Here is a 24,747-nt window from a genome sequence, read left to right as displayed (position 1 = left end):
GAATGCGGGGAAACCCGGGCACGCTTCACCGCAGGCAGCGGTGCTGCGCACCCTTGTGTGGCCCTCCGGGACGCTCAGACGTGGAAATGCCAAACCAGCAGAACGACGCCCAAAAACGCAGCGCAGCTCAGCGCCCAGCTAGCAACATAGGCAGCGTCCTCAAGACCCGGGCTGCCGATGTGGTCTGCCGGACTTGTATGGATTTGTTGCCAATGGTCAGCCATCGCAGCCTCCAATGAAGCTTCCCTGCAAGGGACAATGGCGGGCATCGCAAAAGGGTTCCGCGCAATCGCAGAATTCATATGGCAATTGATGGCTGGGCAGATGGCGCTCCCTAGCGGAATCGAACCGCTCTCTCCACCGTGAAAGGGTGGCGTCCTAACCGATAGACGAAGGGAGCATTAGTCGCGCAAAACCAACAGGTTAGAAGTGCTGGGGCGAGCGCCGGGCCGCAAACCTCAAGGCAAGCTGGCCGACGCGGGGGAACGTATAATGGCGTTTCGCGGCTGCGGCAAGCCGCGAGATACCCCGCTTGAGCGGTGTGCGCAACTTCATGCACACTCGGCCAAAAGCCTGCTGGGACCTCCGGCAAGGCCGCCGGAGCCAGACACATGACCCGCAAGCTGATCGATATTTCCGTCCCCCTCCAGAATGACGTACCGGCGGACCCTCCAGGCGGCCATCCGACCATCCAGTACATCGACCACCAGCAGGGGTTGCCGCGCATGCTGTCCTTCTTCGACGGCCTCAAGAAGGAAGACCTCCCCGACGGTCAGGGCTGGGCGGTCGAACAGGTCAACCTCTCGACGCACAACGGCACCCATCTCGACGCGCCCTATCACTTCCATCCGACGATGAACCGCGGCGAGCGCTCATGGACCATCGACGAGGTGCCGCTGGAGTGGTGTTTCCAGCCAGGCGTCAAACTCGACTTCCGGCACCTGCCCGACGGCTATGTCGCGACCGCAGCCGATGTCGAAAATGAGCTGAAGCGCATCGGACATACCCTGAAGCCGCTCGAGATCGTCGTGGTCAACACCAGCGCCGGTGTGAAGTACGGACAGCAGGATTACGTCACGTCAGGTTGCGGGATGGGTTATGAGGCGACGATGTACCTGCTCGAGCGCGGTGTGCGCCTCACCGGCATAGACGGCTGGAGCTGGGACGCCCCGTTCGTCTATACCGCAAAGAAATATGCCGAGACGAAGGATGCGAGCCTGATCTGGGAAGGCCACAAGGCCGGCCGTCACATCGGCTATTGCCACATCGAGAAACTTCACAATTTGGAACAATTGCCCTCAACGGGATTCACTGTGTCTTGCTTCCCGGTGAAGATCGAGCGCGCGTCCGCCGGATGGACCCGCGCTGTCGCCATTCTGGATTGATTGGAACGAAAAGCTCTTAACAACCAGCCCGCCGCAGGACTAGTCTTAGGCGAGCCGGCTGTGCCGGATCAGGAAACGGAGATCATCGATGACGATGCCTCAGGATGTCGCCCGGCTCCAAACGCAGATGAGAGAAGCAGTCAAGGCAAACTGGAAAGCCTTCCTGATCGAAGGCATCGTTCTGGTGATTTTGGGAATGGCGGCGATTGCGATCCCGCTTCTTGCCAGCATCGCGGTTACGATCTTCCTTGGCTGGCTGTTCCTGATCAGCGGCGCAGTAGGCCTCTACCTGACGTTCACCACGCGCGACATGCCCGGCTTCTGGTGGTCACTGCTCTCGGCGATCCTCGCACTTGCCGCGGGCATTATCCTGATCGTTCAGCCGGTCGCCGGGACGCTGACGCTGACGCTCGTGGTCAGCGCCTACTTCATCGCCGAAGGCATCACCACCATTATGTACGCCCTCGCCCACCGGAAGGAATTGTCCGGGCGCTGGGGATGGCTGCTGATGTCGGGTATCGTCGATCTGGTGGTCGCCGCGCTGATCATTGCCGGGCTTCCCGGTTCAGCCGCATGGGCGATCGGATTGCTGGTCGGCATCAATCTCGTCTTCGGCGGCACATCCCTGATCGGAATGGCGCTCGCGGCGAAAAATATGTGATGCCCAGAGGCTGCTGAATTTAGCAGCCTCTGCAAATGCTCTTGATCTTGCGATCGAGCGCTTTGTCCTCAGCGGACTCGGTATAGTTCTTTTCCTGATTGGAAGGCACATCGCTCGCACGCGGCTGACGATGTCCGACGGGTGCCGGGGGAATGCTGCCCGAGTTCGTTGTCGCGGAGGGACCGGTCGTCGTCCCGCTTTTGCTCTGAGCCAATGCGCCTGACGCCGCCAACAGCAACGCCATGATGGCGATCGGGATGGATTTCCTCATATCACACCTCCACCAGTAACGATTCCTCAGCGTGGGTGTAGTCTACCGGGAATGAGAGGGATTTTCTATCGTTGCGCAGTTACGTCTGCCCTGCGCCGCACAATCCTGCGTCCTGCGGATATCCGCCATTGATCCGAGCAGCCAGATACCTGCGGTGACCAGCACGACAAAAAAGCCGAGCATCACAGCGTTTTCAACGCCGCGATGGCCGTCATTTTCGGGAGGTTCGGGCTGGGTCATCTATTCCGCGGGCGGATAAAGGTGCACGTCGCCGCAGTAATCCACGACGCGATACCGCCGGTCGTGCCCGTCTTCACCCGTCTGTGACAGATATTGTGGTCCTATCGGCGCCTTGCCATGACCGCCGGGAATATCGAGCACATAATCGGGCTGGCACAAGCCTGACACATGCCCCCGCAGCGACAGCATCAGCTTTTGCCCTTCCTCAAGCGTGGTGCGGAGGTGAGCCGTACCCGGCGCAAGATCGCCGTGATGCAGGTAATATGGCTTGATGCGGCATTCGACAAAGCTGCGCATCAGCGCCTCCAGCGTCGCTGCATTGTCGTTCACACCGCGCAGCAGCACTGACTGGCTCACCATCGGGATGCCGGCGTCGATCATTCGCGCACAGGCAGTGCGTGCATCCCCCGTCAGTTCACGCGGATGATTGGCGTGCAGCGCGACCCATGTCGTCGCGCCCATCACCTTCAGCGCATCGACGGTCTCGTCAGTGACCCGGGCGGGATCGGCGACCGGCACGCGGGTGTGAATCCGAATGATCCTGACATGATCGATGGCGGCGAGGTCGGTCATGACTTCCTTGAGCCGCCGCGCCGACAGCATCAGCGGGTCGCCGCCGGTCAGGATCACTTCCCATATTTCGGGATGGGTGCGGATATAATTCAGCGCCTTTGAATAAACATCGTCGGAAAGAGCGGTCTCCTTCCCCGGTCCCACCATTTCGCGGCGGAAGCAGAACCGGCAATACACCGCGCAGACATGCACCAGCTTGAACAGCACGCGATCGGGATAGCGATGCACGATGCCGCTGACCGGCGAATGCGTATGGTCCCCGATCGGATCGGCGTTCTCGCTCGGAAGCGTGACCAGTTCGTCGGCGGATGGAACGTATTGGCGCGCGATAGGATCGTTCGGGTCCGACGCATCAATCAGCGCCGCGACATCCGGCGTGACCGCCACGGCGTAACGCGCGGCGACCTGCTCAAGGTCAGGCAGACTATCTTGCGAAGCAAGACCCCGCGCGATCAGCTCAGCCGGCGTCCGAAGTGTTCCGGCACGACCGGTCATGCCTCGCCTCCCATCGGCGTCCACACCACCTGATCGATCCGGGTCGCCCCGCTCGCCAACATCACCAGGCGATCGAAGCCAAGCGCCACGCCGCAGGCCTCTGGCATCTGCGCCATCGCGGCGAGAAACTCCTCATCGAGGGGATAGCGTTCGCCGTAGCGGCGCTCCTTCTCGTCCATCGACGCGGTGAAGCGCGCGCGCTGCTCCTGCGCATCGATCAGTTCGCCGAAGCCGTTCGCAAGCTCAACACCGCAGGCATAAACTTCGAAACGTTCCGCAACGCGCGGATCGGACGGCTTGGCGCGCGCCAGCGCGGACTCCGGTGCAGGGTACTCGTAGAGAATTGTCAAACGGCCCTGCCCCAGGTTTGGTTCGACATGCTCGACCAGGACCTTGCTGAAGATGTCAGACCAGGTGTCGTCATAGGTGACGCGGACACGGCTCGCGGCCGCTGCCGCCAGCGCCTCACGATCGGCTCGTCCATCCGGAATCGTTGCAAGCAGATCGATAGAGGCAAAACGGGTAAACGCATCGGCGACGGTGAGCAGATCAGGTTCGGCAAACGGATCGGCGGCTTTTCCCCTGAAGGAGAACGTCCCGATCCCGGTGGTCTGAGCGGCATGCGCAATGGCGACCACCGTATCGGCCATGACCGCTTCATAGCCTTCATTGGCGCGGTACCATTCCAGCATCGTGAATTCCGTCAGATGCAGCGGCCCGCGCTCGCGATCCCGGAACACCCGGGCGAATTCCACGATCTGTTTCTCTCCCGCTGCAAGCAGTTTCTTGCAGGCGAATTCAGGTGAAGTCCGCAGGAAGTAAGTCGACTTCTCGCCGGATGCCGAGGTCAGATCGGCTACCGGGGCATGGAGATGGGTCTCGTTCCCGGGCGATTTCTGGAGGATTCCGGTTTCGACCTCGACGAATCCCTCGTCCTCGAACCAGTCCCGCAAGGCACGGGAAATCGCGGTCCGCGCCTGTAAAAACGGCTTACGGTCGATATGGCGGCCGGGTGTCCACCAGGGCGAGGATTCCTGGTCTATACTCATGGGCGAAAAGCCCGATTCCGCAGCAAAATGCTGGCTTTACCGGTCCAGATGAGTATGTTGCAGCCCGAAACTGCCTTGCCGGACCCCGAAGCGCCGTATCGGCGCCGCCACCGGCCCTGAACATTAGGAAACCTATCTGTGAAAGTCATCGCCAGTTCGATCCGCAAGGGCAACATCATTGAGCAGGACGGCAAGCTATATGTCGTTCTGAGCGCGGAGAACATCCATCCCGGCAAGGGAACCCCGGTCAGCCAGATCGAAATGCGCCGAATCAGCGACGGCACCAAGGTCTCCGAGCGCTACAAGACCACCGATCAGGTCGAGCGCGCGTTCGTCGAAGACCGCGACTTCAATTATCTCTACGAAGACGGCGACGGCTTCCATTTCATGAACAACGAAAACTACGATCAGCTCCTGGTGTCGAAGGACGTCGTTGGCACGCAGGCGCCGTATCTGCAGGAAAACATGACCGTGAAGCTCTCGATCTTCGAGGGCAACGCTGTCGCGATCGTGCTGCCGCAGCGCGTCACCCTTGAGGTCGTCGAGACCGAGCCAGTGACCAAGGGGCAGACCGCCTCCTCGTCTTACAAGCCCGCGATCCTTTCCAATGGCGTCCGCACCGGCGTTCCTCCGCACATCGGCACGGGAACGCGCATCGTCGTCCTGACGGAAGACGGTTCTTACGTCGAGCGCGCCAAGGACTAAGGGCAGATCTCGCGAGGATGTATTGAGGGGAGCGGAGGCAGTAACAGGCAGACGAAACGCATCGGCGAAGCTCTGGTGCTTTTCTCTGTTCGTTGCCTCGCTGCTCCTCCTCGTTCAGCCTGCGCGCGCGGCCGAATTCAAAACACCGGCGATTTCGGTCGTCACCCCGGACTGGCCCGCGACCGTCAGTCAGCTCAGGGCCGAGATCGATTCACAGCCTTTGGCTGTCGACAATTTCAACTTCCCGTCACGAAATCAGCCATCCCAATTCAACGCGCAGCGCATCACGGCGATCTCGCAGATCAATGCGGTGACGTCGCCGATTTTCTCCGGGATTGAACTCAGCCCCGTCCCGGTACTGTTGCCGTTCGATAGCGCGCTTTATCTTGCTGATCGCCAGAGCGGCGCCATCAACCTCCTTATCCCGCGGTATCAAGCCGGGTTCAGAGCGGCGAGCATGTTCGAGGCCGGATCGGCCGGCTACGACGCTGTCTTCCTGCTGGACCGCGGCGCGGGCGACAATATGCCGTCACGGACGTATCTGGAGCCCGTCGAGGTTCAGATCACGGCATCGCTGCTGATCTACGACATCAAGGATCCGCTCGCTGGGAAAGGCGAGCCGGTCAAGGCGCTGGCCACGCAATATCCGAACCTCCGCCGCGTGATCCGCGAAGGCTATGTGCGCTACGCGTTCACGCGCTTCAGCGTCCCCTATGTGGTTTCGATCCAGTGTCACGACGGCGTTGCACGCGGCAGACGCCTCTCCTGCCGCGAAGCCTCGCCGGTCGCCGAACGGTTCCTCAAGGCCTTGCGGGTGGCGGGCGGCACGCCCCGCGATCCGCGCTCGAACATCGCCTCATATGCGTCGGAGCGTCCGATCGAATACTCGGCGGATTTCACCTATAGGCCGCCGGGCGAGATCATCGCCAACAGCGGCTATCGCGGGCAAGGCGGGCACGAGGACCTTACTGTTTATTCTCAGATCCGCTTTCCAATCGAGAAGGCCCCGGCATTCGCCAACTCCCAGTCCTTCATGAACTGGGGAGACTGCAACCTCACAGGGCGGGTCTCATTCGCGCCGACCAAGGGCGACCAGTACCGCTGCAAGCGCAATGACAAGCCGCTGGTGTTCGATGAATCCGCCAAGGAAAATTACAGCTATCCCTGGCAGGATAACTTTTGCGAGACGCGCGATTTCGAAGTCGGACAGTGCGCCAACGGGATGGGCCACCAGGGACAGGATATCCGCCCGTCGTCCTGCCACCTGCGCAACGATGGCGCGGATCGGTGCATCCCCGACCTGTTCGCGACAGTTGCAGTTCGCGACGGTGTGTTGATGAGGTCGCCCAGGCAGCAGGCTGCGTTCCTGCTGGTGAACTCGCGCAATGAACATATCCGTTTTCGTTACATGCACATGAACCCGGCCCGCCTCGATGCCGATGGCGTCCTTCACGGACGGCGCGTCACCGAAGGCGAAAAGATCGGCGTGGTCTCGAACTACCAGGATCGCCCCGGCGGAACGACAAACCATCTGCATTTCGACGTGCAGGTGTTCACGCGCGATGGCTGGCTTTGGGTCAACCCCTACGTCACGCTGATTTCCTCCTACGAGCGCCTGATCGGCGGCCGTGGCCGCGAATACATCCAGCCGCCACCAGAAGCGCCTGCGATGGCGCACGCCCTGCCGCCTGCGGATCTCCCCGCGCACGTCATAAAGGAAGGCGAAGGCCGTTAGGTACGAAGGCATGGTCCCGAAAAGTGGGAACCGGTTTTCGGACAAGATCATGCCCAGACAGAATCCGCGGCACAATGGCCTTTGGCCCAGCTACCAAAGCCGCGCTAGACTGGCTGCATGACGCAAAAAGATTCTCGGAACACGCCCGCCCTCACACGACGAACCTTGCTCGGTTCCGCGCTCGGCGCAGGTGCACTGATGGCGAGTTCCACTCGCGCACTCGCCGCTACGCCCCCCGGATTCGATCAATGGCGCGAAGGATTCCGCGCTCGCGCGCTGGCACGCGGCATTTCCGAGGGCACGTATATCCGCTGTCTCGCCCGGATCGAGCCGGACATGAGCGTGTTCGAAAAGATGCGCAAGCAGCCGGAGTTCAACGAACAGCTCTGGCAATACATCAACCGCCGTGTTTCGGACTGGCGTCTGTCTGCCGGAAAGGTCGCGCTTCAGAAGAACAGCGCGCTGTTTGCCCGGATCGAAAAGGACTTTGGCGTCGAACGTGGCACGCTGCTGGCGCTGTGGGGCGTCGAGACGGCGTACGGCGATCCGCTGGTGCAGCAGAACCATATGCGGCCGGTATTTCCTTCGCTCGCCGCGCTGGCGTGGAACGAGCCTCGTCGCAAGGCCTATTGGGAAACGGAACTGATCAACGCGCTGCGCATCGTCGACAAGCACTGGAGCACGCCGGAGGAAATGCGCGGCTCATGGGCCGGCGCAATGGGTCATACCCAGTGGATGCCGGAAGTCTGGCTCAATGTCGGCTTCGACTATGACGGCGATGGCCGCGTTTCACCGTTCGGCAAGCCGGACGATGCCCTCGGCTCCAGTGCGCGCTATCTCGTCAACCGCGGCAAGTATCGTCGCGGCGAGCACTGGGGCTATGAGGTCAAGGGCGCGACCGGCGGCAGCGGCAAAAAGAGTTACGCGCAATGGGCGGCGGCTGGCGTGACCCGGGCCGACGGCCAGCCGTTCCCGCGTCCCAACGATTCCGCGCAATTGTGGATACCGGTGCAAGGCGGTCCGGCTTTCCTGCTGGGCCCGAACTTCTATGCGGTGAAGAGCTACAACCCGTCGATGAACTACGCACTCGCCATCGTGCATCTCGGCGACCGCATTCTCGGGGCGGGACCGTTCATCCAGCCCTTCCCCGGATCGGAGCGCGCGCTGACACTCGCCGAGGTGCAGGAAGTGCAGACACGTCTCACCAACGCAGGCTTCGATACCGGCGGCACCGATGGCCGCGTCGGCAACGACACCATGAAGGCGGTGAAGGATTTCCAGACCAAGGTGGGACTGTTGCCCGCGGACGGCTATGCCGGATTGAAGGTGCTGGCGCGGCTGCGGCAGGGATCGTGAGTCCTACCGGATCACCGCAGGCCCCGGATCAGGCACAGCCACATCCGTCACACGCATCTGCACGCGCTCGGAGCCCTGCCAGCGGTCGACGGTGAGCGATCCTGCCACATGAAGCATCTGACCGCGATTTTCGATCAGCGCATTGCCGAGCTTCTGGCCGATGGAGCGAAACGCAATCCCGTTGACGAACGCGCCGTCGCCCGACTTGAAACGCAGGCGCAGATGCGACTGCCCCACCTCATCTGCGAAAACCAGTTGATGTGACGGCAATGCGATCAGCGGCTCCGGATTGCCTGCGCCGAAAGGACCGGCACGATTCATGGTCGCAACAAAGTCCGTTGTCACAGCACGCGCACTGACCGCACCATCGATGAACAATTCGTTGGCATGCCGTGCGTCTGCGACCGTCGCTGCAAGCTTGGATTCCACGAAGGCACGAAATTCCGCCAGCCGCTCTTTCTTCAGCGTTACGCCCGCCGCCATGGCGTGGCCGCCGCCTTTCAGAAGAATTCCCTCGTGCACCGCTTCGCGCACCACCTTGCCGAGATCGACGCCCGGAATGGAGCGGCCCGATCCGGTGCCGATCCCGCCCGGCTCCAGCGCGATGGCGAATGCGGGACGTGAAAACTTCTCTTTCAGCCGCGACGCCACAAGACCGACCACGCCCGGATGCCAGCCCTCGGACGCAGTTACGATCACCGAACCTTTGTCGTCGAGACCAAGCGACGCCAGCGCCTCGGCCTCGGCCTGCGCCTCGGCCATCTGCTCGATGACGCGGCGTTCGGTGTTGAGGCGATCGAGTTCGGCGGCAATCCGCGCGGCTTCCGAAATATCGCCTTCCAGAAGCAGCCTCACGCCGAGGTCCGCCTGCCCGATGCGGCCGCCGGCATTGATGCGCGGCCCGAGCATGAAACCAAGGTGCCACGCCTCCGGTGGGCCGCTCAGCCGCGCCACATCCATCAGCGCGGTGTGACCGACATGATCCCGGCGGCGCAGGGCGATCAGCCCCTTGGCGACGAAGGCGCGGTTGAGGCCGGTCAGTGCTGCCACATCGGCAACGGTTCCGAGCGCCACATGATGAAGCGCGTCAAGCAGATTTGGTTCGGGCCGAACGTCGCTCCAGAAATTGCGTGCGCGCAATTCACGGTTCACCGCAACCAGTGTGACGAACACGAGACCGACAGCGGCGAGATGTCCGAGGCCCGACAGGTCGTCCGGGCGGTTCGGATTGACCAGCGCATCGACGACGGGAAGTTCGTCGCCGCACTGGTGATGATCGATGACCACCACGTCCATGCCGAGACGCTTGGCTTCCGCCAGCGGTTCGATGCTGGTGGTGCCGCAATCGACCGTAACCAGAAGTGTCGCGCCCCTGTTGGCGAGGCCGCGCACGGCTTCGACATTCGGGCCATAGCCCTCGAAGATGCGATCGGGAATGTGGATCAGCGGATCGAGCCCGCAATGGCGCAGATGCCAGGTCAGCAGCGCAGCGGAGGTCGCGCCGTCCACGTCGTAGTCGCCGAAGATCGCGACCTTCTCGCCGCGCGCCGCAGCGTCGGCGATGCGCTTGGCCGCAGCTTCCATCTCCGTCACAGTCAAGGGATCGGGCAGCAGCTTGCGGATGGTCGGATCGAGAAAATCATCGACGGCATCGATGTCGATGCCGCGGCCCGCGATGATCCGCGCCAGCATTTCGGGCACCTGATAGCGCTGCGCGATGGCGAGCGCCCTTGCCGCCCCGCGCGGATCGAGCCGGTCGCGCCACACGCGGCCGGTCGCAGACTGGTTCACGCCGAGGAAGGCGGGGATGGTCTCAACTGGCAATGCGGATGCAGGGAGCGTCATGATGCCTTCCGCAGGTAAGCACGAAGCGTCAGCGTTCAATGATTCGTCGCTGTCATCCTTCGAGGCTCGCAAGTGCTCGCACCTCAGGATGACGTCTCATGTTGTTGCCGTCACCCAGAGGAACCGTCGCAAAGCAATAGGCGTTCGAAAGAACGCCGTTCTTCAAACAGCTATGGGCCTCGAAGGGCGAAGCATTTTCTAGCAGCCGAGCTTGTCCGCCAGATCGTTGAAGTCCTTCACGACGTAGTCCCAGCTTCCCTCCGGCCTGAAGTCGCGGCTCTGATGGGGGCCGTATTCTGTCGGACGCGGAACGAATGCGGTCTTCAGGCCGAATGACTGCGCCGCCTCGAGATCGTTGTTGTGCGCGGCCACGAGCATCACCTCACCTGGCGTCAGGCCAAGAATCTTCGCCGCGCCCAGATAGGCTTCGCGGTCGGGCTTGTAGTGGCCGAACACCTCGGCGCTCAGCACGAGGTCCCACGGCAATCCCGCGTGCTTCGCCATGTTGGTCAGCAGCGCGACATTGCCGTTGGACAACGGACTTATGATGAATTTCCTTTTTAGCCGCGTCAGGCCGCCGACGCTGTCCGGCCATGGATTGAGGCTGTGCCAGCCGCGTGTGAGGTAGTCGAAGTCGGCTGACGTCAGTCCTGTGATGCCGAGCTTCGCCGCCAGCGGCTCGATCGACTGCCGCTGCAGGTCATCGAGGATCACGAAGCCGCGTTCGGGATGCTTGCGGACCTCGTCCATCGACGGCATGTACGCGGCGCGCCAGCCGTCGACCAGCGCAGTCCAGTCGCCCTTGAGACCCTTCGCTTGGCCCCATGCGGTGAAATTATCGATCAGACTGGTCCGCCAGTCGACCACGGTGCCAAAGACATCGAACAGCAGCGCCTTGATCTCGGACATCGGACCTCTCAGAAAATCTTGCGGTATTGCATGAAGCCCGACCGGTCAGCGACTTCATCGTAGAGGATTTGTGCGCGCGCATTCTCGAACTGGGTCAGCCAGTGCACCCTGCTCGCGCCTGCGGCTTTGGCCTTATCGTAGACGGCCTCAATCAGCTTGCGGCCCACGCCGTGGCCACGCGCGCCCTCGTTCACGAAAAGGTCCTGGAGATAGCAGTAGTTGCCGACCGTCCAGCATGAGCGATGGTACAGGAAATGGACAATGCCGGTCAGCTTGCCATCGACAAACGCGCCGAGCACATACATGGGCTCGGCGTCATCGTGAAACCTCTGCCATGTCACAGCCGTTGTCTCGGCCGGAACAGAGGCATTGTAGAACTTGAGATAGCCTTCCCACAACGGCTCCCACGCCTCGCGCTCATCCACGCGAAGCGGCCGGATGACAACGCGCTCGGTCATGGGATTTCCCTGCTTAGTCGAGGTGGAATTTCTCGAACTGGCGATGCTCGCCCTTGATGATGCGAACCGTGCCGGTCACCGAGCGCATCACGACGGTTTCGGTCTCGATCACGTTCTTGCGGAACTTGACGCCAGAGAGCAGCGAACCATCGGTGACGCCGGTTGCCGCGAACAGGCAGTCGCCGCGTGCCATGTCCTCGATGCCATAGACCATGTTGAGGTCCTTGATGCCCATCTTCATCGCGCGTTCGCGTTTCTCGTCGGTGTCGAGAATGAGACGGCACTGCATCTGGCCGCCGATGCAGCGGAGCGCCGCAGCAGCCAGCACGCCTTCCGGCGCGCCACCGGTGCCCATGTAGATATCGACGCCCGTGTTCTCCGGATCGGCGGTGTGGATCACGCCGGCGACGTCGCCGTCGGTGATCAGGCGAACCGCAGCGCCGGTCGAGCGGATCGCATTGATGATGTCGGCGTGACGCGGACGATCCAGCACCAGCGCAGTGATCGCCGATGGATGCACATCCTTGGCGCGGGCAAGACGGCGGATGTTTTCGGCCGGCGGTGCGTCGAGATCGACGACATGTTTCGGATAGCCCGGACCAACCGCGATTTTCTGCATGTAGACGTCCGGCGCGTTCAGCAGCGTGCCGCCTTCCGCCATCGCCATGGTCGCAATGGCGCCCGGCATGTTCTTGGCACACAGCGTGGTGCCTTCGAGCGGATCGACCGCGATATCGACTTCGGGACCTGCATCGGAGCCGACCTTCTCGCCGATGAACAGCATCGGGGCTTCGTCACGCTCGCCTTCGCCGATAACGACAGTACCCTGGATTGGAATCTTGTTGAGCTCGCGGCGCATCGCGTCCACCGCGGCCTGGTCGGCGGCCTTTTCGTTGCCGTGGCCCCGGAGACGAGCAGCAGACACCGCGGCACGCTCAGTCACGCGCACGATTTCGAGTGTGAGAATGCGTTCCAGCAGAAGCTGCGGCGGAACGGAAATCGTAACGGACATAGGCTAACTCCCAAGACAACAGACGTGGCGATGGACCCGGCGGACCGGACCCTATCAGTTCTTTTCGATGCGGATGACCTGCGGACGGCCGGTTATCACCCGATCTTGCTGGACGGCATGCAACGCCTGGCGCACTGCATCCTCGGTGGTTGCGTAAGTGATGAGAATGACCGGCACCGGCGATGGTTTGCCGCGCGTATTTACCGGCTCGACTGCGCCGTCTGGATGACGCTGCACGATCGATTCAATGGAAATTTTCTGCTCGGCAAGGCGTGTCGCGATGGTCGCGGCGGTTCCGGCGAGATCGCGCGCCATCAGGCGAATGTAATAGCCGCCCTCGTGACGCTTCATCGGCGCCTTGGTCGTCGTTTTCAGCTTTTCGATGGGCCGTCCGAAAGGTGCCGCGCGAATGCCGCGCGCTACGTCCGCAATATCGGCCAGCACGGCAGATGCAGTCGCAGCGCCACCGGCGCCCGGCCCCACCAGCGTGATCGGCGGAATGCCCTCGCCGTCGATGGTCACAGCATTCGTGACGTCCATGACCTGCGCAATCGACGACGACTTCGGCACCATGGTGGGATGCACGCGCTGCTCAATGCCGGATTCAGTGCGCACCGCAACGCCGAGCAATTTTACCCGGTATGCGAGTTCTTCAGCCGCGCGCAGATCTTCCGGCGCAATGGATGAAATTCCCTCGACGTAGACCGCGCTCTGATTGACCTTGGTGCCGAATGCGAGGCTGGCGAGAATGGCAAGCTTCTGTGCGGTATCATGGCCATCGACGTCGAACGACGGATTGGCTTCGGCATATCCGAGCCGCTGCGCATCCTTGAGGCACTCCGCGAACGACAATCCCTCGCGTTCCATCCGCGTCAGGATGTAGTTGCACGTGCCGTTGAGAATGCCGTAGACGCGATTGATGCCGGTGCCGGCAAGGCCTTCGCGCAGCGTCTTGATGACGGGAATTGCCGCACCGACTGCAGCTTCATAGTTCAACGCGCCGCCGTGTTTTTCGGCAAGCGCAGCCAGGCGCGAACCATGCCTGGCGATCAGCGCCTTGTTCGCCGTGACGACGGATTTTCCGTTCCGCAGTGCGGCTTCGATCGCGGAGAGAGCCGGCTCGCCGGAGCCCCCCATCAGTTCGACGAAGCAGTCGATTTTCGGGTCGTTGGCCAGCGCCAGTGGGTTCTTGGCCCACTCGATCCCGCGCAGATCGACACCGCGCTTCTTGGCCTTAGAACGAGCGGATACCGCGACAACCCGGACGCCACGGCCACACCGCGCCGACAAGGCCCTGCCCTGACTTTCGATCAGGCGGACTACCTCGGCACCCACGGTGCCGAGGCCCGCAATACCCACCTTGAGGGGTGCGACCATTTTGCTGAAAACCTGCCGGAAAAACTTGAGTTAACTAGGCATGATCTGGTCCGAAAACCGGGGGCCACTTTTCGGGATCGTGCCTACCGCCGATTGGCGAGCGGAACCACGTTGTGCAACGATTCAACGCCGGTTTCAAGGAAGCGCCGGATATTGCGGGCTGCCTGGCGAATACGCTGCTCGTTTTCCACCATCGCGATGCGGACATAGCCCTCGCCGTGCTCGCCGAAGGCAACGCCCGGCGATACGACGACGCCGGATTTTTCCACCATCAGGGTCGCGAACTGCATGCTGCCGACCTCCCGGAATTTCTCCGGCAACGGCGCCCAGGCGAACATCGACGCCGCCGGCGGCGGAATATCCCAGCCCGCACGGCCGAAGGTTTCCACCAGCACGTCGCGGCGCTTGCGGTAGGTGTCGCGCATTTCCTTGATGCAATCCTGCGGACCGTTCAACGCTGCGGTCGCCGCGACCTGGACCGGTGTGAACGCACCGTAGTCGAGATACGATTTCACGCGCGTCAAAGCTGCGATGATCCGCTCATTGCCGACGGCAAAACCCATACGCCAGCCGGCCATTGAGAACGTCTTCGACATCGAGGTGAACTCGACGGTGACATCGATCGCGCCCGGCACCTGCAAAACGGATGGCGGCGGCACGCCGTCGAAATACAGTTCCGCATAGGCCAGATCGGACAGAATGAAGATCTCGTGCTTCTTCGCGAACGCGACGAGGTCCTTGTAGAAATCAAGCGACGCGACATACGCCGTCGGGTTCGACGGATAACACGCGATCATCGCGATCGGCTTGGGGATCGAGTGAATGATCGCCTTCTCGAGTGCGCTGAACAGTTCAGGGGTCGGTTCGGCGGGAACAGAGCGAACCACACCGCCCGCCATTAGGAAGCCGAAAGCATGGATCGGATAACTCGGGTTCGGCACCAGCACCACGTCACCGGGTGACGTGATCGCCTGCGCGACGTTGGCGAAGCCTTCCTTGGAACCGAGCGTCGCAACGACCTGGGTTTCCGGATTAAGTTTCACGCCGAAACGGCGCTCGTAATAGGCAGCCTGCGCGCGGCGCAGGCCCGTAATGCCCTTCGACGCCGAATACCGGTCCGTCCGCGGCTTACCGAGGGTTTCCTTGAGCTTTTCGATCACATGCGGAGGGGTCGGGAGGTCCGGATTTCCCATGCCAAGGTCGATGATATCGGCCCCGGCGTTCCGCGCGGCCGCCTTGGCCCGGTTGACTTGCTCGAATACGTAAGGCGGCAGACGGCGGATACGGTAAAACTCTTCCATGGGTCGGGCTCCGGGAGCCGGTAAAACCGGCGAATAACGACGAGATTAGTAACGTGTTTTGTACCGAAGTGGAATTCGGCACGGCGGTTAGAAGACACGGAATTTCAGCATATTACGCGGATTCGAACGCAATGCGGGGTGACCCGCACCAGAATTTGCATTTTTGCGATTGAATCGTGGTCTTTTTAGCACCAACCGGCGGTTGCGGCGAGGCGCAATTCCTGGACGCAAACCTCGGATTTAGGGCCCTAGTTGCTGCGGCGCTGAGCAGCCTTGGCGCCGGCCGTCTGCCTGTCGCGGGCTGCGAGCAAATCCTTCTCCAGTTTGTCCTGCTGGGCCTGATCCAGCACCGCCTCTTGCCGGGGCGCTGGAACATCATGCACGGGCAGGTACTCAGCCGGGGTCGCAGGCCGTGCCGGGGTGTTGGCCGGTAATCCCACCAGAGGCGCGTCGGCGATCGTGGATGCACAACCGCCCAGCACAATGCCGAGCAACAGCAGACCGGCCAAAGCCGGCCACCGCCGAACCGGATGCGTGTGGCGTCCCACAGAAATTGTCACGTCCCCTTGATTTAAAGCGGCACGATTCCTGCTCTGTGAAATGCAGGCGATCTGAACTCAACATCGGCGGAAAGCGTTAACTCCCGACCAACAGCCGCAGCGAAGCAGATCGCGTTCATGAGGCCCTAATATGACCGAAGTATTAATCATGTCGCAGCGCAGCACATGCAAATCAGCGGGCGCATCCGAACTATGCCATGATGATGATGCGAACTCACAGCGTTCGCGGTTTGAAACAAGAGTTTAGAAGCAAGCGATGAGTGACACTCTGCTAAGCACCAAGTCTGGAGACTCCGGCGCCGCGAAAAGCTTCGATCCGGAAGCCTTCTCCGCAAATCTTGCGCGTGCTCTTGAATCAAGCGGCCGCGCCCTCTCCGCCTATCTGAAGCCTCGCGAAAACGGCGAAGCCAAGGATCGTCCGCCGGGCGAGCTGAATGAGCTGGTGAAGACGTTCACGTCCGTGGCGGAGTACTGGCTCTCCGACAAGGACCGCGCTGCTAGCGTTCAGGCGAAGATGGGCAAGGCTTACCTGGATCTGTTGACCAGCGCCGCACGCCGCCTCTCAGGGGAGACGACGACACGCGCTGCCGATCCCTCGCCGCGTGACAAGCGCTTCCAGGACCCCGAGTGGAAATCGAACCAGTTTTTCGATTTCGTGATGCAGGCCTATCTGCTGACCACGCAGTGCGCCAACGATCTGGTCAAGAACGCCGATGGTCTGGATCCGCATACCCGCAAGAAAGCCGAGTTCTACGTCCAGCAGGTCACGAACGCAATTTCACCATCGAACTTCGTGCTGACCAATCCGGAAGTATTGCGCCAGACACTTGCGAGCAACGCGGACAATCTCGTTCGCGGCATGACGATGCTCGCGGAGGATATCGAAGCCGGAAACGGAACGCTCAAAATCCGCCAGTCGGCGGCCAATCTGGAGATCGGCAAGGACCTCGCGCTGACGCCCGGCAAGGTGATCTACCAGAATGAGGTGATGCAGCTCATTCAATACACGCCGACGACCGAAACCGTTCTCCGCACGCCACTGCTCATCGTGCCGCCCTGGATCAACAAGTTCTACATTCTCGACCTGAATCGCGAGAAGTCGTTCGTCCAGTGGTGCGTCAATCAGGGCATCACGGTATTCCTGATCTCATGGGTCAACCCCGACAAGAAGCTCGGCGGCAAGACCTTCGAGGACTACATGCGCGAAGGCCCGCTGACGGCGATGGACGTCATCGAGAAGGCCACCGGCGAAATGCGTGTCCACACCATGGGCTATTGCGTCGGCGGCACGCTGCTCGCAACGACGCTGGCATGGCTTGCGGAAAAGCGTCAGGTGCGCGTGACTTCGGCGACCTTCCTGGCCGCGCAGGTCGATTTCACCCATGCTGGCGATCTGCTGGTGTTCGTCGACGAGAGCCAGATTTCAAGTCTCGAACGCGACATGAACAGGGCTGGGGTGCTCGAAGGCAGCAAGATGGCGATGGCCTTCAACATGCTTCGTTCGAACGATCTGATCTGGTCGTACGTGGTCAGCAATTATCTTAAGGGCAAGGAGCCTGCGGCGTTCGACCTGCTGCACTGGAATTCGGATGCCACCCGCATGCCGGCGGCGAACCACTCCTTCTATCTTCGCAACTGCTATCTGGAGAACCGCCTGTCCACCGGCTCCATGACCATCGACAATACTCAGCTCGATCTCTCCAAGGTGAAGGTGCCGGTCTACAATCTCGCCACCAAAGAAGATCACATCGCACCGGCCGAATCCGTGCTCTACGGTTCACAATTCTTCGGCGGTCCGGTCAAATACGTGCTCGCCGGCTCCGGTCATATCGCGGGCGTGGTCAACCCGCCGGAACTGGGCAAGTATCAGTACTGGACCAATGACCGCATTGGCGACATCACCCTCGCCGACTGGCTCAAGGATGCACAGGAGCACAAGGGATCGTGGTGGCCGGACTGGCGCTCGTGGCTTGAGACGATCGATGCCGAGCAGGTCCCCGCCCGCATTCCCGGCAGCGGACCTCTGGAAGCCATTGAAGACGCTCCGGGAAGCTATGTTCGGGTCCGCGCCTGAGCATAACGCCTGCCGCGACGTTGGCCTTGCATCGCCAATCGTCTATGACTTCACACGTTATTTGCTTCGTCGACTCGCCCCGTACCATGACGGGACGGTGAAAGCATTTCCACCCGCCTCCGGGCAGGCCTTGCAAGATTGGAAGGACAAACGTCGATGACACGTGAACTGTTCTGGCTGACGCTGACCGTTATTTTCACCGGCCTGCTCTGGGTGCCCTACGTTCTCAACCGTTGCCAGGTGCGTGGCCTGGGCGGCGCAATGGCAAATCCGTCGCGCAACGACAAGCCGCTCGCCGAATGGGCGAACCGTCTGCTCTTTGCACATGACAATGCCGTCGAGAACCTCGTGGTGTTCGCCCCGCTGGTCCTGATCCTCAATGCCATCGATTATTCGAGCAAATGGACCGTGCTTGCGTGCGCCGTCTACTTCTGGTCGCGCGTCGCCCATCTCATCGTTTATACGCTCGGCGTGCCTGTTTTGCGCACGCTGGCATTCCTGATCGGCTTTGCAGCCCAGGCCATGCTGGCGCTCGCGATCTTCAAGATCCTCTGATCCGAATCCGACGAGACAAACAAAAGGGACGGCTCATCGCCGTCCCTTTTTATTGCCCGCTGCGCCTCGCTTACGGAAACATCGGCGGTTGATCGATCCCCATCGTCTCTGGAAGGCCGAGCACCAGATTCATGTTCTGCACGGCCTGCCCCGACGCACCCTTGGTGAGATTGTCGAGGGTCGAGACAATGATCGCCCGTCCCGCGATGCGATCCGCGGCCACGCCAATGAACGTCATGTTCGAGCCGCGCACATGCCGCGAATGCGGGGTCTTGCCGAACGGCAGGACGTGAACGAACGGCTCCTTCTCGAACTGGTTCACCAGAATCTCGTGAAGGTCCTGCGCGATCTTGCCCCGCCGGCCCCGCACGTAGATGGTCGAGAAGATTCCCCGGTTCATCGGAAGGAGATGCGGCGTGAACGATACGACGACCTCCTTGCCCGCGGCCTTTGAAAACTCCTGATCGAGCTCAGCCATGTGCCGATGCTGGCCGACGCCGTAGGCGTTGAAGCCTTCGGAGACCTCCGAGAACAGCATCTCTTCCTTCGCCGAACGCCCCGCACCGGTCATTCCGGATTTCGCATCAATGACGATTTCGTCCGGTTCGATCGCCTTGGCTTTCAGCAGCGGGATCAGCGGCAACTGCGCGCAGGTCGTGTAGCAACCGGGATTGGCGACCAGCCGCGCCTTCTTGATATCCCGCCGATAGATTTCCACCAGCCCGTAGACGGCTTCTTTCTGAAGTTCGAGCGCATGATGGTCGTGCCCGTACCACTTGGCATAGGCCGCCGGATCTTCCAGCCGAAAGTCCGCCGACAGATCGACGATCTTGATGTCCGGCGCCTTTGCGAAGACGTCCTTCAGTACCTTCTGCGTGGTGGCGTGCGGCAACGCGCAGAATACCAGATCGAGCCCGGCGTTGGCCCAATCGACCTCATCGATTGTCACCAGCCGCGGCAGATCATATGGTGCGAACTGCGGAAACACGTCGCCCATCATCTGCCCGGCGCGCCGGTCGGCCGTCAGCACGGCAATCTCCACGCGGGGATGGCGTAGCAGCAGCCGGACAAGTTCGGCCCCGGTGTAGCCGGAGGCGCCAAGGATGCCGATTTTCTTCTTCGTGCTCATGGCGCGATCCCTTCGTGCGCAGTGCTCAACATTCCATTGTCTTCAACGGCGGCAAAGGCCTGCGGGCGCATGGCGTGCATCGCAGCCGACAGGATGCCCGCGCCCGCGGATGTCTGTAAGGCCAAAGCGCGGGTGACCGCAACATGGTCCGCATCCGATTTATGCTGGTTCAGCTTGAAGCTGCCCTCGACACCCTCAACGGTCATGACCAGCCCCACGATGGCCTTCATCATCGCTTCGAGCCGGCCGGACGACATCTTGTCCACCGTCCAGGGCTTTTTCGGCGCAAGATCGCTTTCGAACCTGGCGCTGGCCTGATTCAGGTGATCCGGCAGTTGTTGCCCTGTCATGATCCGGACCGCGCCTGTCATGTGAACCGACCGATAGAGCCACGTCGGCACCTGGTCGGGAGAGACGTACCAATCGGGCGATACATAGGTATCCGCATCGCTTACGGCGAACAGCCATGGCGTCATGCCATCGGCGCGGCCTATCAGCGGATTATGGCGCGCAAGATGAAAACAAAGCTGCGGCGTGCCGTCGCTTCCATACTCCATGTGGAACGGCACCGGCGACGCGATGGGTTTTTCCCCGTCATGGGCGCAGGCCAGCCCGAATCCGCGCGCGGCAGCGAACGCGAGGCAAGTGGCGCGGTCAACTCGGAAGGCGGGCGGAACGTACATTGCAAACTCCTGCTTCTGCGAGGAGCCGCCTGAGATCAAACCGCGTGTTTGGGAAACAAGGTGTGCCGCGGGTTATCTCCGGCGGCACGTGGGGTGATTTAAACGCAATCAACCGCCCATACCGCGAGAATGCGGCGGCGGCGGGCAGCGATGGTGGTAGCGTTCAAAATCATGGGCGCGGATATAAGTCCGCGCCCATTTTCCGTCAAGCGATCATCCGCGGATCAGATAGTCGGATTCCAGGGAGCTGGCACCCAGCGATAGCCGGTGCCGTCCTTCTCGATGTTGGCAAGGCCCGGGAATGGGTAATGGAAGCCCTGCACGCGCATTCTGTCAGCCGCGAGCATGTCATAGACCTTGCGCCGGGTGATTTCGGCCTGCGGACCATCCTGATCGAAGAACGCCTGCCAGCCGGGATTGCGAGCGAACAGGTCGGGATTGTTGGTGACGTCCGACTGGATGAACACCTTGTCCGCGCCTGAAGACAGCACGTACGATGTGTGACCGGGCGTGTGGCCGATGGTCTCGACTGCGAGCAGGCCGGGCGCGACATCCTTGCCCCACTCGTAAGGCGTGACCTTCTTCTTCAAACCAGCCTCGAAAACGCGGCGGTTGTTCTTGAACAGGCCTTCCATGCGGCCTGCAGGCGCGCGGCTCATCTCGCCGTCGTCCATCCAGTATTTCCATTCAACGGACGGCACGAGCACCTCGGCATTCGCAAACGCCGGCTGACCGTCGGCGGTGAGCAATCCATTCACATGATCGCTGTGGAAATGCGAAATCACCACCATATCGACTGCCTTGGAATCGATCCCCGCGGCGGCAAGATTGCTGGCGAACTGTCCCATGGTGCCCTTGCTGCTTGCGAATGCGCCGGGCCCGTTGCCAGTATCGATCACGATAAGCTTTCCGCCGGTGTTGATCACGAGCGGCCCGAAATAGATCGTTACGAAATCGCGCGGCCGAAATGCTTTTTCGAGCGAGGCATTCACTTCCTCTTTCTTCGCATTCGTTACAAAATTGTCAGCAAGCGGAAATGTGGTGGCCCCGTCGGAGACGACGGTCACTTCCGCGTCACCAACCTTGTAGCGATAGAAGCCGGCGTTTTGCTTGCCCGCAGCGGGTGCTGCGGCTTTCGCGGGATGAGCGGATAACAGTGGGGCCGCAGTGAGAGCGGCAGCGCCAGCCAGTGCATGACGTCGTGTCAAATCCATCGTGTTTCTCCCGGTTTGTGAAATTCAATGCCGCGGTTCTTCGCGGTCGTTCGCATGCTGCCCTGTTGCAAATCATTCGCAGCTTGTCCACGCACGACAACCGGCGTGTCAATTTAACACCACCTCACGACAGCTATTCCCGATCACAAAATAGTTTGAGCGCGCGTCGTCACATGAGCAGTTTGACGCCCATGATGCCGGGCGCCATCAGAACGCCGGACCACACGAACGCCGAGGTAAAATTCGCGAACTGGAAATGCCAGTATTCCATTTCGACGACGCCTGCGACCAGTGGAACGGTTGCGCGCAACGGTCCCGAAAAGCGGCCGATGAAAATACCGAGGACCCCCCACTTCTTCATGAAGCGTTCGGCGCGAGGCAACATGTCGGGGAAGCTGGACATTGGCCACATGTGGGCGATGCGATCGTGGAATCTGACTCCGATCCAGTACGACAACCAGTCGCCGCATGCTGCGCCCAGTCCGCCTGCTATCCAGATCGGCCAGAAATTGATTCCGCTGACACCGATCAGCGCCCCGATGGAAACCAGTGCGCCCCACGCCGGAATGATGAGCGAGAGAAAGGCCAGCGACTCCGCAAAGGCGAGCCCGAAGACAACGGGCATCGCCCACATCTGATGATCGCGGACGAATTCCGCGAGTCCGCGGGTCATTTCCTCAAACGTCATGCAATGTCCCAATCCGGCTTGTCGAATCCGCCGGTTCCCCTGATCCGGAATAGCACGGCCAGCAGCCGCCATGTTTGGGAACCGCCTGCGTCACATTTGCCGCCGTAACCATGGCATAGTAACAGCCAGCGATTCGTCCCCCGATCACGATATATCAAGATTTAAGAAGCATGGCTAAATCACTGAATAAAAAAGAAAAAACGGACTCGGACCTGTTTGCCGCTTCAGGCAAGAAGCCGGGCGCGCCTGCGAAGGCTGCTGCCAAGCCGTCAGGTGCAGAGGCCGGGTATACCGCGCGCGACATTGAGGTGCTGGAAGGCCTGGAGCCTGTTCGCCGCCGTCCCGGCATGTACATCGGCGGCACCGACGAGAAGGCTCTGCATCACCTGTTCGCGGAAGTCATCGACAACTCGATGGACGAAGCACTCGCCGGTCACGCAACTTTCATCGAGGTGCATCTCGGCGCCGACGGCTATCTCACGGTCGTCGATAACGGACGCGGCATTCCGGTTGATCCGCACCCGAAATTTCCGAAGAAGTCCGCCCTCGAAATCATCATGTGCACGCTGCACGCCGGCGGAAAATTCGACTCCAAGGTCTATGAGACGTCTGGCGGCCTGCACGGCGTCGGCGTGTCGGTGGTGAACGCCCTCTCCTCGCAACTCGTGGTCGAGGTCGCGCGCAACCAGAAGCTCTACAGGATGACGTTCGAGCGCGGAAAGCCGAAAGGCAAGCTCGAAGAACTGGGCAAGATCAACAACCGTCGCGGCACGAGCATCCGCTTCAAGCCAGATACCGATATCTTTGGCACCAAGGCAGTCTTCAAGCCTCAGCGCCTGTTCAAGATGGCGCGCTCGAAGGCGTATCTGTTCGGCGGCGTCGAAATCCGCTGGCGCTGTGACAAGGAATTGCTCAAGGGCGTCGATGATGTTCCTGAGGAAGACACCTTCCATTTCCCTGGCGGCCTGAAGGACTATCTCGCGGCAGCGATCCACGCGGACACGCTGGTGCACCCTGATATTTTCTCCGGCAAGTCCGGACGCAACGGCGCTCACGGCGCCTGCGAATGGGCCGTCGCCTGGACTGCCGATGCTGACGGATTTCTGTCGTCCTACACCAACACGGTTCCGACGCCCGACGGCGGCACGCATGAAGCGGGTTTTCGCAGCGCGCTGCTGCGCGGCCTCAAGGACTATGGCGAACGTATCGGTCAGGGGAAGAAGTCCTCATCCATCACATCCGAAGACGTGATGGTCGGCGCTGCCGCGATGCTGTCGGTGTTTGTCCGCGAGCCCGAATTTCAGGGCCAGACCAAGGACCGGCTGGCGACCGCCGAGGCCCAGAAGATCGTCGAACAGGCCATCAAGGACCCGTTCGATCACTGGCTGACGGGCAATCCGTTGCAGGCCAACAAGTTGCTGGAATTCGTGGTGGAGCGTGCCGACGAGCGGCTGCGCCGACGCGCCGAGAAGGAAACCTCGCGCAAGACCGCGGTGAAGAAGCTGCGGCTGCCCGGCAAGCTGGCGGATTGCACCAACAGCGCCACTGAGGGCTCCGAACTCTTCATCGTGGAAGGCGACTCCGCAGGCGGCAGCGCCAAGCAGGCGCGCGATCGCAAAACACAGGCGATCCTGCCGCTCCGCGGCAAGATCCTCAACGTCGCATCCGCGACCAAGGACAAGCTGACCTCGAACGCGCAGCTTGCGGATCTCATCCAGGCGATCGGAGCCGGGATCGGCGCGCAGTACCGCGAAGAGGATTTGCGCTACTCGCGCATCATCATCATGACCGACGCGGACGTGGACGGCGCGCACATCGCCTCGCTGCTCATCACGTTCTTCTACCGGCAGATGCCGCGCCTGATCGACGAAGGTCATCTCTATCTCGCCGTGCCGCCGCTCTATCGCCTCACCCACGGATCCAAGACGGTGTACGCACGCGACGAAGCGCATCGCGATGAACTCCTGAAGAAGGAATTCCACGCCAACGCCAAGGTCGACATCGGACGCTTCAAAGGCCTCGGCGAAATGATGCCGGCGCAGTTGAAGGAAACCACGATGGACCCAACCAAGCGTACCATGTTGCGTGTCGTGCTGCTGCCGGATGATCGCGAAGGCACAGCCGATTCCGTCGAACGCCTGATGGGCACCAAGGCCGAAGCCCGCTTCGCCTTCATTTCCGACAAGGCCGAGTTCGCCAGCGAGGACATGCTGGACGTATAGCCCGCTCGTGAAACCAATCCCGGCAGGAGGCGTAGTGTCTATATGAAAACACTTCTGCTCACTGTTGGCACACTCGCGCTTTTGGTCGGACTGCTCTGGATCGGTCAGGGCACTGGTTATGTGAACTGGCCGCAGTCCAGCTTCATGATCAGCCAGATGCAATGGGCCTACTACGGCGCTGCACTGGGCATCGCTGGATTGCTGATGATTGTCATCGCGCAACGCCGCTAGGCGGCGGCATCTCGATATG

The 24,747-nt window shown here is 61.2% G+C and carries 25 protein-coding genes and 1 tRNA gene; 9 read left to right on the top strand and 17 right to left on the bottom strand.

The window, feature by feature from the left end; translation table 11 throughout:
* Positions 1 to 74: 74 nt before the first annotated feature.
* Both AC1RM7_RS02290 and AC1RM7_RS02285 read right to left on the bottom strand, forming a co-directional pair.
* The gene (locus tag AC1RM7_RS02290) at positions 75 to 224 is read right to left on the bottom strand and encodes a hypothetical protein (RefSeq protein ID WP_492943871.1); all 150 of its coding nucleotides are present in this window, start codon (positions 222 to 224) and stop codon (positions 75 to 77) included.
* A gap of 101 nt (positions 225 to 325) precedes the next feature.
* Positions 326 to 400: transfer RNA gene (locus tag AC1RM7_RS02285), tRNA-Glu, on the bottom strand.
* 211 nt (positions 401 to 611) lie between these two features.
* Between AC1RM7_RS02285 and AC1RM7_RS02280 the strand changes: the two genes are divergently transcribed.
* Both AC1RM7_RS02280 and AC1RM7_RS02275 read left to right on the top strand, forming a co-directional pair.
* A complete protein-coding gene (locus AC1RM7_RS02280; RefSeq protein WP_024577836.1) occupies positions 612 to 1,385 on the top strand; it encodes a cyclase family protein in 774 nt (257 codons plus the stop codon).
* Between the two features lie 88 nt (positions 1,386 to 1,473).
* On the top strand, positions 1,474 to 2,046 hold the full coding sequence (locus tag AC1RM7_RS02275) for an HdeD family acid-resistance protein (protein ID WP_006020440.1): 573 nt from the start codon (positions 1,474 to 1,476) through the stop codon (positions 2,044 to 2,046).
* Positions 2,047 to 2,065: 19 nt separating this feature from the next.
* Here the strand turns inward: AC1RM7_RS02275 and AC1RM7_RS02270 are convergent, their stop codons facing one another.
* From AC1RM7_RS02270 to epmA, 4 genes are read right to left on the bottom strand one after another with little or no spacing between them, the layout of a single operon-like run.
* Positions 2,066 to 2,317, bottom strand: a complete 252-nt coding sequence (locus AC1RM7_RS02270) for a hypothetical protein (RefSeq protein ID WP_024919179.1) — start codon at positions 2,315 to 2,317, stop codon at positions 2,066 to 2,068.
* A 42-nt stretch (positions 2,318 to 2,359) separates the two neighbouring features.
* Positions 2,360 to 2,557: a hypothetical protein gene (locus AC1RM7_RS02265; RefSeq protein WP_024919178.1), complete on the bottom strand. Its 198-nt coding sequence runs from the start codon at positions 2,555 to 2,557 to the stop codon at positions 2,360 to 2,362.
* On the bottom strand, positions 2,558 to 3,625 hold the full coding sequence (locus AC1RM7_RS02260; RefSeq protein WP_024919177.1) for a lysine-2,3-aminomutase-like protein: 1,068 nt from the start codon (positions 3,623 to 3,625) through the stop codon (positions 2,558 to 2,560).
* Positions 3,622 to 4,674: an EF-P lysine aminoacylase EpmA gene (epmA, locus tag AC1RM7_RS02255; RefSeq protein ID WP_024919176.1), complete on the bottom strand. Its 1,053-nt coding sequence runs from the start codon at positions 4,672 to 4,674 to the stop codon at positions 3,622 to 3,624. Before epmA ends, AC1RM7_RS02260 begins: the two co-directional genes overlap by 4 nt.
* Before the next feature lie 138 nt (positions 4,675 to 4,812).
* On the opposite strand from epmA, the gene efp reads away from it, so the two are divergent.
* From efp to AC1RM7_RS02240, 3 genes are all read left to right on the top strand, one after another.
* Positions 4,813 to 5,379: an elongation factor P gene (gene efp, locus AC1RM7_RS02250; RefSeq protein WP_006020435.1), complete on the top strand. Its 567-nt coding sequence runs from the start codon at positions 4,813 to 4,815 to the stop codon at positions 5,377 to 5,379.
* Positions 5,380 to 5,401: 22 nt separating this feature from the next.
* Positions 5,402 to 7,114, top strand: coding sequence for a peptidoglycan DD-metalloendopeptidase family protein (locus tag AC1RM7_RS02245; RefSeq protein WP_024919175.1), 1,713 nt, complete (start codon positions 5,402 to 5,404; stop codon positions 7,112 to 7,114).
* A gap of 117 nt (positions 7,115 to 7,231) precedes the next feature.
* A complete protein-coding gene (locus AC1RM7_RS02240; RefSeq protein ID WP_024919174.1) occupies positions 7,232 to 8,470 on the top strand; it encodes a lytic murein transglycosylase in 1,239 nt (412 codons plus the stop codon).
* A 3-nt stretch (positions 8,471 to 8,473) separates the two neighbouring features.
* On the opposite strand, the gene recJ is transcribed toward AC1RM7_RS02240, so the two are convergent.
* The 7 genes from recJ to AC1RM7_RS02205 form a co-directional block, all read right to left on the bottom strand.
* Positions 8,474 to 10,315: a single-stranded-DNA-specific exonuclease RecJ gene (gene recJ / locus AC1RM7_RS02235; protein WP_024919173.1), complete on the bottom strand. Its 1,842-nt coding sequence runs from the start codon at positions 10,313 to 10,315 to the stop codon at positions 8,474 to 8,476.
* A gap of 198 nt (positions 10,316 to 10,513) precedes the next feature.
* Entirely contained in the window at positions 10,514 to 11,224 is a 711-nt protein-coding gene (locus AC1RM7_RS02230; protein WP_024919172.1) for a haloacid dehalogenase type II, read from the bottom strand.
* Between the two features lie 8 nt (positions 11,225 to 11,232).
* Positions 11,233 to 11,682 carry a GNAT family N-acetyltransferase gene (locus AC1RM7_RS02225; protein WP_111835327.1) on the bottom strand — a complete coding sequence of 150 codons (450 nt, stop codon included), beginning with the start codon at positions 11,680 to 11,682 and terminating at the stop codon, positions 11,233 to 11,235.
* Positions 11,683 to 11,695: 13 nt separating this feature from the next.
* Positions 11,696 to 12,694 (bottom strand): class II fructose-bisphosphatase, encoded by a 999-nt coding sequence (glpX, locus tag AC1RM7_RS02220; protein ID WP_006020429.1) that lies wholly within the window; start codon positions 12,692 to 12,694, stop codon positions 11,696 to 11,698.
* A gap of 54 nt (positions 12,695 to 12,748) precedes the next feature.
* Positions 12,749 to 14,071, bottom strand: a complete 1,323-nt coding sequence (locus AC1RM7_RS02215; protein ID WP_492838413.1) for a homoserine dehydrogenase — start codon at positions 14,069 to 14,071, stop codon at positions 12,749 to 12,751.
* An 83-nt stretch (positions 14,072 to 14,154) separates the two neighbouring features.
* Positions 14,155 to 15,372: an LL-diaminopimelate aminotransferase gene (locus tag AC1RM7_RS02210; protein ID WP_024919170.1), complete on the bottom strand. Its 1,218-nt coding sequence runs from the start codon at positions 15,370 to 15,372 to the stop codon at positions 14,155 to 14,157.
* 248 nt (positions 15,373 to 15,620) lie between these two features.
* A complete protein-coding gene (locus AC1RM7_RS02205; protein WP_444826140.1) occupies positions 15,621 to 15,932 on the bottom strand; it encodes a hypothetical protein in 312 nt (103 codons plus the stop codon).
* Positions 15,933 to 16,188: 256 nt separating this feature from the next.
* Between AC1RM7_RS02205 and AC1RM7_RS02200 the strand changes: the two genes are divergently transcribed.
* On the top strand, positions 16,189 to 18,006 hold the full coding sequence (locus AC1RM7_RS02200) for a PHA/PHB synthase family protein (RefSeq protein ID WP_024919168.1): 1,818 nt from the start codon (positions 16,189 to 16,191) through the stop codon (positions 18,004 to 18,006).
* Positions 18,007 to 18,162: 156 nt separating this feature from the next.
* On the top strand, positions 18,163 to 18,561 hold the full coding sequence (locus tag AC1RM7_RS02195; RefSeq protein ID WP_006020424.1) for an MAPEG family protein: 399 nt from the start codon (positions 18,163 to 18,165) through the stop codon (positions 18,559 to 18,561).
* 70 nt (positions 18,562 to 18,631) lie between these two features.
* On the opposite strand, the gene argC is transcribed toward AC1RM7_RS02195, so the two are convergent.
* The 4 genes from argC to AC1RM7_RS02175 all read right to left on the bottom strand — a co-directional run bounded on the left by argC (position 18,632) and on the right by AC1RM7_RS02175 (position 22,275).
* A complete protein-coding gene (gene argC / locus AC1RM7_RS02190) occupies positions 18,632 to 19,690 on the bottom strand; it encodes an N-acetyl-gamma-glutamyl-phosphate reductase (RefSeq protein ID WP_006020423.1) in 1,059 nt (352 codons plus the stop codon).
* Positions 19,687 to 20,373, bottom strand: a complete 687-nt coding sequence (locus AC1RM7_RS02185) for an FMN-binding negative transcriptional regulator (protein ID WP_024919167.1) — start codon at positions 20,371 to 20,373, stop codon at positions 19,687 to 19,689. Before AC1RM7_RS02185 ends, argC begins: the two co-directional genes overlap by 4 nt.
* 224 nt (positions 20,374 to 20,597) lie before the next feature.
* Positions 20,598 to 21,587 carry an MBL fold metallo-hydrolase gene (locus AC1RM7_RS02180; RefSeq protein WP_024919166.1) on the bottom strand — a complete coding sequence of 330 codons (990 nt, stop codon included), beginning with the start codon at positions 21,585 to 21,587 and terminating at the stop codon, positions 20,598 to 20,600.
* A gap of 169 nt (positions 21,588 to 21,756) precedes the next feature.
* Complete coding sequence (locus tag AC1RM7_RS02175) at positions 21,757 to 22,275, bottom strand: DedA family protein (RefSeq protein ID WP_006020420.1); 519 nt, start codon at positions 22,273 to 22,275, stop codon at positions 21,757 to 21,759.
* Positions 22,276 to 22,445: 170 nt separating this feature from the next.
* On the opposite strand from AC1RM7_RS02175, the gene parE reads away from it, so the two are divergent.
* Complete coding sequence (gene parE / locus AC1RM7_RS02170; RefSeq protein ID WP_006020419.1) at positions 22,446 to 24,497, top strand: DNA topoisomerase IV subunit B; 2,052 nt, start codon at positions 22,446 to 22,448, stop codon at positions 24,495 to 24,497.
* 42 nt (positions 24,498 to 24,539) lie between these two features.
* Positions 24,540 to 24,728, top strand: coding sequence for a hypothetical protein (locus tag AC1RM7_RS02165; RefSeq protein ID WP_024919165.1), 189 nt, complete (start codon positions 24,540 to 24,542; stop codon positions 24,726 to 24,728).
* The last annotated feature ends 19 nt before the right edge of the window (positions 24,729 to 24,747 follow it).

This window comes from Afipia sp. GW822-FHT03D08, from assembly GCF_058801645.1.
Note: the sequence above shows the minus strand (reverse complement) of the source record. Positions and strands in the feature narration are given on the sequence as shown.